Origin of the sequence: Kitasatospora sp. NPDC057518, assembly GCF_042802075.1 — a bacterium.
Taxonomy (GTDB): Bacteria; Actinomycetota; Actinomycetes; order Streptomycetales; family Streptomycetaceae; genus Kitasatospora.
Genome location: NZ_JBHVEU010000413.1, coordinates 1 through 8046 on the forward strand (window position 1 = coordinate 1; position 8046 = coordinate 8046).

The 8046-nt window shown below is 74.0% G+C and carries 8 protein-coding genes and 1 pseudogene; 6 read left to right on the forward strand and 3 right to left on the reverse strand.

Going from position 1 to position 8046, the window contains the following annotated elements:
• On the reverse strand, positions 1-634 hold a 634-nt coding region (locus ACFU7Z_RS31500), incomplete at its 3' end, for a glycosyltransferase family 2 protein (protein WP_380781234.1).
• A 132-nt stretch (positions 635-766) separates the two neighbouring features.
• Between ACFU7Z_RS31500 and ACFU7Z_RS31505 the strand changes: the two are divergent.
• Positions 767-1018, forward strand: a pseudogene (locus tag ACFU7Z_RS31505) (MFS transporter); the annotation flags it as partial.
• A 208-nt stretch (positions 1019-1226) separates the two neighbouring features.
• Here ACFU7Z_RS31505 and tsaD read toward each other — a convergent pair.
• The gene (tsaD, locus tag ACFU7Z_RS31510) at positions 1227-2294 is read right to left on the reverse strand and encodes a tRNA (adenosine(37)-N6)-threonylcarbamoyltransferase complex transferase subunit TsaD (protein ID WP_380781224.1); all 1068 of its coding nucleotides are present in this window, start codon (positions 2292-2294) and stop codon (positions 1227-1229) included.
• Positions 2295-2714: 420 nt separating this feature from the next.
• Between tsaD and ACFU7Z_RS31515 the strand changes: the two genes are divergently transcribed.
• From ACFU7Z_RS31515 to ACFU7Z_RS31525, 3 genes are all read left to right on the forward strand, one after another.
• Complete coding sequence (locus ACFU7Z_RS31515) at positions 2715-3125, forward strand: hypothetical protein (protein WP_380781226.1); 411 nt, start codon at positions 2715-2717, stop codon at positions 3123-3125.
• Positions 3125-3628 (forward strand): hypothetical protein, encoded by a 504-nt coding sequence (locus ACFU7Z_RS31520; protein WP_380781228.1) that lies wholly within the window; start codon positions 3125-3127, stop codon positions 3626-3628. The genes ACFU7Z_RS31515 and ACFU7Z_RS31520 overlap by 1 nt, the downstream gene beginning before the upstream one ends.
• Before the next feature lie 398 nt (positions 3629-4026).
• Positions 4027-5457 carry a tetratricopeptide repeat protein gene (locus ACFU7Z_RS31525; RefSeq protein ID WP_380781230.1) on the forward strand — a complete coding sequence of 477 codons (1431 nt, stop codon included), beginning with the start codon at positions 4027-4029 and terminating at the stop codon, positions 5455-5457.
• Positions 5458-5527: 70 nt separating this feature from the next.
• Here the strand turns inward: ACFU7Z_RS31525 and ACFU7Z_RS31530 are convergent, their stop codons facing one another.
• Entirely contained in the window at positions 5528-6643 is a 1116-nt protein-coding gene (locus tag ACFU7Z_RS31530) for a hypothetical protein (RefSeq protein WP_380781232.1), read from the reverse strand.
• 274 nt (positions 6644-6917) lie between these two features.
• Here ACFU7Z_RS31530 and ACFU7Z_RS31535 point away from each other — a divergent pair, with 274 nt between their 5' ends.
• Together ACFU7Z_RS31535 and ACFU7Z_RS31540 are read left to right on the forward strand one after the other, a co-directional pair.
• Positions 6918-7490, forward strand: coding sequence for a CHAP domain-containing protein (locus tag ACFU7Z_RS31535; RefSeq protein ID WP_074003332.1), 573 nt, complete (start codon positions 6918-6920; stop codon positions 7488-7490).
• A gap of 89 nt (positions 7491-7579) precedes the next feature.
• Positions 7580-7978, forward strand: coding sequence for a peptidase inhibitor family I36 protein (locus ACFU7Z_RS31540; RefSeq protein WP_380744234.1), 399 nt, complete (start codon positions 7580-7582; stop codon positions 7976-7978).
• Positions 7979-8046 lie beyond the last annotated feature (68 nt).

Consider the following 8046-nt stretch of genomic DNA (forward strand, 5'->3'; position numbering starts at 1 on the left):
GCCGGTGGCCGGCGGCCCGGGGCCGGGGGCTGGAGGGCGCTGCGAACCCGGCGGTGGGTGTGTGGCACCTGTGACCGCTCTGACCCCGTGCTCGTCCATCACCACCGTCATCTGCTCCCCGGCCCCAGGGAATCCCCGCGAGCGCGAGGAGCCCGGTGCGGGAGGCCCGGCTGAAGGTCGACCAGGACCGGCATCGTGGCGATGCCGTAGCAGAACCTTCCGGGGCCCGCGGGGACGAGGTCGACGTGGTCCACGCCGTCGGGGCGGTTGACCAGCCGGTACTGCCACGGCCGGCCGGTCCGCCCCCGGCCAGGTCGAGGGCGCGGGCCAGGAAGTCCCGGCCGAGCGGCAGGACGTCGGCGTCGGTGAGGTACAGGACCGGCGCCCTGGCGTGGGCCGCCGCCGTGTTTCGCAGCAGGCCGGGGGGCCGGTCCGCGGGGTCGGCCGGCACGAGGCGGACGGCCCGGTCGGTGTCGACGTCCTCGGCCACTGTCACGTCCGGGTTCCCGGAGATCGCGACGACGACCTCGCAGGGGATGCTCTGGCGCAGCCACGCGCGGCTTGCCTCGGCCAGGGTGTGGCGGCCCTCGTGGTCTCCGTAGAGGGGGATGAGGACGCTGACATCGACGGGCATGTGGTGCTCCTTCAGGGTTGGCGCGCAGGTGGTGCTCGATCACGTCGGCGGCCGCCCCGACTCCGCCCGAGGTCCGGATCTCCCGGCGCATGGCGGCCAGGTTCGAGGCCATGGCCCGGTCGGTGGAGACACATCCGTGTCCGCCCCGTCCCGCAAGGCCGGCAGCAGACGATCCTCGTGGCCTCCGTCGGCAACATCGTGGAGTGGTACGACTGGCACGTCTGCACGTTCCTGGCCACGTACATCGCGGCCGCACTCTTCCCGAAGGGATCGGGCAACTCCCTGCTGCCGCTCCTGTCGACGTTCGCCGTCTTCGCGGTCGGCTTCTTCGCCCGCCCCCTGGGCAGCCTCCTGCTCGGCGCGGTCGCCGACCGCCGGGGCCGGGGACGCCGGGGGCCGGTCGCGGAACGACGGCCGGCCGTCGGCGGTGCGGGCCTCCGCTGCTCGCGTCTCGCCCGGGCGGCTCGGGGTGCGGACAGTGATCCGGAGCGTCGCTCTCCACGTCACCGTCACCGCCGCCGGACGGGCCGGGAACCGGGTGGTCAGGAGGCGCCGAGGGGTGTGCGGCGGGGCCGCCGGGCCCTGCGGGTCGTCACGCGGCCCGGACCGCGGCGAGCGGGGAGAGCGCCGCGTACTCCAGGGGCGCGGAGGGGTCGATCGAGAGGTTCATCGGGGACGGGGCCGCGCCCGAGCGGACCAGGAGGTCGCCGATGGCCGCGATCATCGCGCCGTTGTCGGTGCACAGCCGCAGCGGCGGCACCCGCAGGGTGATCCCGGCGGCGGCGCAGCGCTGTTCGGTCAGCGCGCGGATGCGGGAGTTGGCGGCGACGCCGCCGACCACGACGAGGGTGCCGATCCCGTGGTCGGTGCAGGCCCGGACGGCCTTGCGGGTGAGGGTGTCCGCGATGGCCTCCTGGAGAGCCGCGGCCGCGTCCGGGACGTGCGGCTCGCCGCCGGCGGCCCGTTGGGCCTCGACCCAGCGGGCGGCGGCGGTCTTGAGGCCGGAGAAGGAGAAGGCGTACGGGGGGTCGTTGGGCCCGCTGAGCGGGCGGGGCAGGCGCACCGCGTTCGGGTTGCCCTCGCGGGCGGCGCGGTCGATGGCGGGCCCGCCAGGGTAGGGCAGGCCGAGGATCCGGGCGACCTTGTCGAAGCACTCGCCGGCGGCGTCGTCCAGGGTGTCGCCGAGATGGACGATCGGGTCGCGGGCGAGGTCGCGCACCAGCAGCAGGGAGGTGTGCCCGCCGGAGACGATCAGGACGACGCACGGGTTCGGCAGCGGCTCGCCCTCCAGGGCGGCCGCCGCGACGTGCCCGGCGAGGTGGTGGACGCCGTAGAGGGGCACGCCGAGCGAGAAGGCGTAGCTCTTGGCCGCCGCGACCCCGACCTGGAGCGGACCGGAGAGGCCCGGCCCGGCGGTGACCGCGACGGCGCCGACGTCGGCGAGGGTGAGCCCGGCCCGGTCGAGGGCCTCGCGGACCACGGGCGCCATCGCGTGGACGTGGGCGCGGGCGGCGATCTCCGGCACGACCCCGCCGTACCGGGCGTGCTCGTCCATGCTCGACGCGACCGCCTGCCCGAGCAGGACCCCGTCCCGGACGAGACCGGCACCGGTCTCGTCGCACGAGGACTCGATCCCCAGCACCACTGGCGAGGCCGGCATCGCACCCACTCCTTATTGCTCCTTGATATGCAACTGCAACTATTGTGCAATAAGGCACGGGAGCGGGGTCCGGCGGGGTCCGGCTTCCCGGACGGTGCCGGCCCGTGGTGCTCGGGGCGGGCCGGAACAGCCGGCTCTCGGTCTGCTGCACGCCCACCGTGGCCGCCTGCTTGCAGAGACGTTCTGCTGTGGCCCGGGGCGCGTCCGGCACCGTGTCGACTGCTGCGAGCAGGTGCAGATCCGCGCCGAGCTTGCGACTCAGGGCGACGTCGCGTACGACCCTCGCAGGAACAACCATCCTCCGCCGTCGTGACTAGCGCCAAGCTCGGTCGGCTGGACTGCCCCCGAAACCGACACTTCTCCCGCAGCGTCTATGCTCGTCGACCGTGCTCGCTCGATTACGGCGAGCCATGGAGCTTCTTGGGGGAGAGCAGCCGATATCCGACCGACATCCTCCCGGACACCGAACTGATGACCGGCTACGACGTCGAGGCCGCCATCACCCGCGGCCTGCTGATCGACGGAGTCCCGCGCCGGGTGCTCTTCGGCGAGGCGGCGATCGCCGCCTCCTACCAGGCCGAGGCCCTGCACATGGGCCCGCACCCGTTGGGCGTCCTGGCCCAGTACGTCCGCGCCGGCGGCTTCGCCGGTGCGCTCGACCTGCCCGAGCCGGTGATTGGCCGGGAACCGGGCGAGCTGGTCCGCGGCTGGCTGCGTGCGGCCGCGGCCGGCGGGGCCGACCTCGGGCGCGAGGTCCTGTTCGCCCGCTGGCTGGCCGAGGTCGCGCTCCTGATCACCATGCGGCGCCGGGTCCGGGAAGAGGGCAGCTGATGCGCCGAACCGTCATCACCAGCGTGGCGGCGCTCCTGGTCGGCGCCCTGCTGCTCGTCTCCCACCTCGCCGGCTGGTGGTCCGACTCCGGCCCGGCCGGCACCACGGTCGCCTCCACCCCCCGACCGGAGGTGGAGGTGCCCCTCCCCGAGAAGGCGTCGAACGCCACCTCTCCGTATCCGACCAGCACGGTGACCCTGACGGTCGGACAGCGGCTCGGCGTCAGAACGACCGGGGGCGCCCTGCAGAAGAAGTGGTACCTCTACTCGGCGGGCGACGGCAGCGTGCTGCGGCCCGGCAAGGACTTCGTCATCAGCCCCTGCCCCACGGACCCGCCGATGGCGGGCTGCGGCTCCGAGTTCGACCTGACCTTCAGCGCCTTGGCGCCCGGAACCACCACACTGACGTGGTTGTTCGGGGAGGGGAGTTGCGATGCCGGCGTACCGAAGTACAAGGGGGACCGGTGCGACATCTCCAAGAGCATCCAGGTCACCGTCCGCTGACCATCACACGGAACCTCGACGGCCCCGGCCGCCCCGCCCAGCACCCGTCTCCCCGAACCGGGAAGGCGGGAGCTGATGCGGTGCGCCCTCGCCGCTGCGACGGGTGATCCTGGCCGCCGTCGGCGAGCGGCTCGGCGTGCCCGCCGGGCCGGAGAGCATCACGGCCGGTACCCGCGATCACGTCGCCTCCTCTTGTCCGTCGGCCGTGGTACGGCCCGGCGGAATCGCTTGATCCTTCGTATTCGAACACCACCCAGCACGGGTTTCGGCGCCCACGTCCGCCGGAGCCGTTGACGGTCGGGCGACGACCATGTCGGCCTGCTCGCAGGCGTCCGGACGGTCGTGGAGGCCGCACAACGGGGGCGGGTGGTGTCGGTCGCGGATCCTAGGCTGCCCCCGTGGATGTTGATGATCTTGATTGGCAGTTCGGCAGGCTCAGCGGTGTCCTGCTGCGAATCGTGGACGAGGTCCTCGACCGTGGCGGTCTGGAGGCGCTGGTGGAGGCGACGCGGGAGCGCGAGGACTGGTTCTGTGCCGTGGGTGCGGTGCGGGGGTTGTGCGCGTGCGGGGAGTTCGAGCGGGCGTGGGCGGTGGTGGAGCCGTTCGTGGCCACCGGTTGGCAGCCGGCGGTACGGACGGGCGCCGACGTCCTGCTGCGGTGGGGCCGTACCTCGCAGGCACTCGAACTGGCGCGCCCCGGGGCCGGGGAGAGGGCCGCGTACGACGCGTGGCGGGACTACGCCGAGGTGCTGGTCGAGGCCGGGCTGGTGGACGAGGCGATCGACGCGCTCGCCCGGCGGCCGCGTGACGGGCGAACGCTGTGGACCCTGGTCACGGTGACCGAAGGGCAGGGGCGCGACGAGCGGGTGCTGGAACTGCTGGGCCCGATCGCCGAGGCGTTCCGCCGTGACCCGGAACAGCCCGGGGTCCGCGACCCGGGGGACGCGCTGTCCGCGCAGGCCCGGGTCCTGGAACGGTCGGGCCGTGTCGACGAGGCGATCGGGCTGCGGGCAGCGGATGCCGCCGCGAAGCGGGGCGGGTCAACCGTGGACGACTACGCGGAGTTGCTCGCGCGGCACGGCCGGATCGAGGAACTGCGCGAACTCGCCACCGGCCGCGAGCGGTACGTCGCCGCGAGGCCGTACGTGACGGCCCTGGAGAACCTGGGCCGGGCCGCGGAAGCGGAGGCGTACCTGCGCGGCCTCATCGCCGCCCGGCATCCGGGCTGGTACGAGAACGCGCTGATGGAACTGCTGATCCGGCAGGGTAGGTTCGATGACGCCGTCAAGGCGGTGGAGCACACCTTCGACGACCTCTACGACGGCAACCTCCTCCAGGCGACCATGGTCCTCCTCGCCGAACAGGGCCGGCACGACCAGGCCCTCGAACTCACCGAGGGACGCAGTCCCGAATTCCTCGCCGAGAACGACGCCTTCTGGCTCCGCTCCAACCGGTGGTGGCTGATGGGAGAGGCGGGCCGTGCCGGGGAGGCCATCGCGGAGGTCGAGGCCCTGCCGGCCGACGAGGTCGACGACCGCGAGCAGACCATCGCCTGGCTGCTCGCCCGCGACGGCCGCATCGAGGAGGCCATCGCCCGGCTGCGCCCGCTGCCCGGTACCCGGGCCGCGACGTACCTGGCCGAACTGCTGGTCCAGCAGGGCCGCTTCGCCGAGGCGATCGCCGCCGTCCCCGGTGTGGCTGCCCAACGGGAAGAGGAGCGGCGCTTCTGGACCCGCAGGGTGGAACACGAGGAGCCGAGTCGGTCCGATCCCGGCGAGGAGTGCCACGACGACCCGTGGACCAGCCCGGATACCGCGCCCTGGCAATGACGCTCCCCGCCCGTGGGAGCGGCCCCGTGGCCTCGAGCGAACTCGTCGAACGGTGGTGCGGGCGAGGGGCTCAGCACGGGACGTCGCCGACGCAGCGCCAGAGGGTTTCGCGGTCCGGGTAGACGTTGGCGCGCGGTGAGAACAGGTGGCCGGTCCACTGCCGGCCGTCTCCGGCGGCGGCGAAGACCTCCGCCTGGTAGGCGAGCGGTGCGCTGCGGCGGGGGGTCACGCACTCCTCGGGGTCGCTGGTGAAGGTGGCGCCCGGTGCGATGGTGGTGTGCACGACGGAGCGTCCGGGGTCGCAGGAGTGCTGGATGCCCGACCAGGAGCCGGCCACCTTCGCGGTCACCTCGACCGGCGCGTTCGTCGGATTGTCGATCCGGACCGCGAACAGGACCTGACGGGGCTGCACCATCGCACAGGCGCGCAGCCGGGTGCCGGACGGCCCGGGCTTCGGGGCTGAGCAGCGGCTGTCCCCGCCGAGCGCGCCGACTTCCACCTCGTGGGCGAATCCCTCGGCCAGGTCGGCGGGGGTCGCCGTCGGCTCCCGCCCCGCCGCGCTGCCGGACGGTGCGACCACCGATGCGGTGTCGGCGGTCGCGTCGTCGGACCCCCTCGCCCAGACCGCCGCGCCGAGCACGGCCGCGAGGGCCAGGACCCCGAGTGCCGCACCCCACCGGTGCGGCCGGCGCCACCACGCCGCCCGCCCGGTGACTGACGGCTCGCCGGTGGGCCCGGGGCGCGCCGGAACCGGTACGGGCGTGGGCGTGGGCGTGGGCGTGGGCGTGGCCGTGGCCGTGGCCGTGGGCGTGGCCGTGGTGGCGGCGCGGCGCGCCGCGCGGCGGTCGCGCAGCTCGTGGTCCGCCGCCTGCTTCGCCTGTTGGTGCCAGTGCTGCCAGCGGTCCAGTTCCGCCGGGTCGGTGCGGAAGACCCGGGCGAGTTCGGCGAGGACGGCGGGGTCGGGCAGTTCGCTGCGGTCGGGGTCGAGGTAGCGGCTGATCGACGAGGTGCTCAGCCCCCGGACGGCGGAGGCGTCGAGCCGGGCCCGCAGTCGGGCCACCACCCGGTCCAGAGACAGGCCGCACTCCGTGAGTCCGTCGTTCAGCGCGCGGACGAGCAGGGTCCGGGGGCGGTCCGTTCCCCCTGCCGGGTGCCCCGGGGTCTCGTCCGGCGGTTGGTCATGCATGCGGTGTTGTCCCATCGCTGTCCCAGCGTCCGTCGTTTCCGCAGGTCGGAGCAGTGGGACGGGAAGCGGGAGAGCGCTGGGACGCCGCCCCGGCCGGAGGACCTGGTGACGTCCGGCGCCGGTCCGCAGGATGGATCCCGCGACACCGCACCGACTCGCCGACTCCCGCCGCGCCACCACCTCTCGGCCCTGGCATGCCCCGGCATGCCCGCCGACTGTAGGCGAACCGACCGGGCGGCGGTCAGGGTCCGTTCACCCCAATGGAGGAGCTCTCATGAAGCTGTCCCGGCGCACCGCCGCCGCCGTTACGCTGACCGCCCTCACCCTGCTGCCGCTCGGCGCCGCCACGGCGCCGGCCTCGGCGGCCGCCACCGTCCGGGACCGGATCGTTTCGGTGGCCCGCGGGGAGATCACCCCCGCGGGCACCTCGCCGGAGAAGACCGGCTCCTGCGACAGGTACTTCGCCTACCACCGGGGCTCCGGCTCCTGCGCGAAGACCCCGTGGTGCGCGGCGTTCGCCGAGTGGACGTGGCACCGGGCCGGGATCGACGGGACGGTCGACGACCTGGCCGCGCGTGGCATCGGCAAGTGGGGCAAGCAGAAGGGGCTGTTCCACCAGCGGGGCACGTACACCCCGAAGCCGGGCGACCTGGTGATCTACGGGGAGCCGGACGGCGGCACTCCCGGCCACGTCGGCGTGGTCGCCGCCGTCCACGCGAACGGAACCCTCGACACCGTCGACGGCAACCTCGGCGACAAGGTCGCCCTCCGTACCCACCTCGACCCGTCGACGGTGATCACCAACCACCAGCACGTCTCCGGCTACGTCAGCCCGCCCGGGGCCTGAGCCTCGCCCGGAGCCCGAGCCCGCCCGGAGTCCGGGCCCCGTCCGGCCTGGCGCACACCGTACAACCCCCACCGGAAGGACAGACCGTCATGGAACGCACCCGTAGGCACCTCGGCCTCATCGCCTCCCTCGCCGCAGCCGCGGCCGCCCTGCTCGCCGTCCCGCAGCCCGCCCACGCCGCCCTCGACCCGTGGTCGTGCGTGGAGGGGCGGGTCTGCGTCTACAGCGGCCCCGACGGGACGGGCAGCGTCTGCGCCTGGCCCTACGACGACCCGGACTGGCAGTCCGGAGACCGCTGCAGCTGGTCCGCCACCACCAAGGTCCGCTCGGTGTACAACCACGGCGGCTCCGGCAGGCCGGTGGCGTTCTACCCCGGCGCGAACTACACGGGCCAGCGGGTGGTGTGCACGGCGGCGGGCGCGAGGGGCAACTTCTCGCAGAACGGCGGCACCGGCGTCCACCTCCGCTCCCACCGCTGGTCCTGCTAGGCCTCCCGGGATACCCCGCGCCGACCGGTCTGCCGTTTCCCGGGAAACGGCAGACCGGTCGGCGCGGG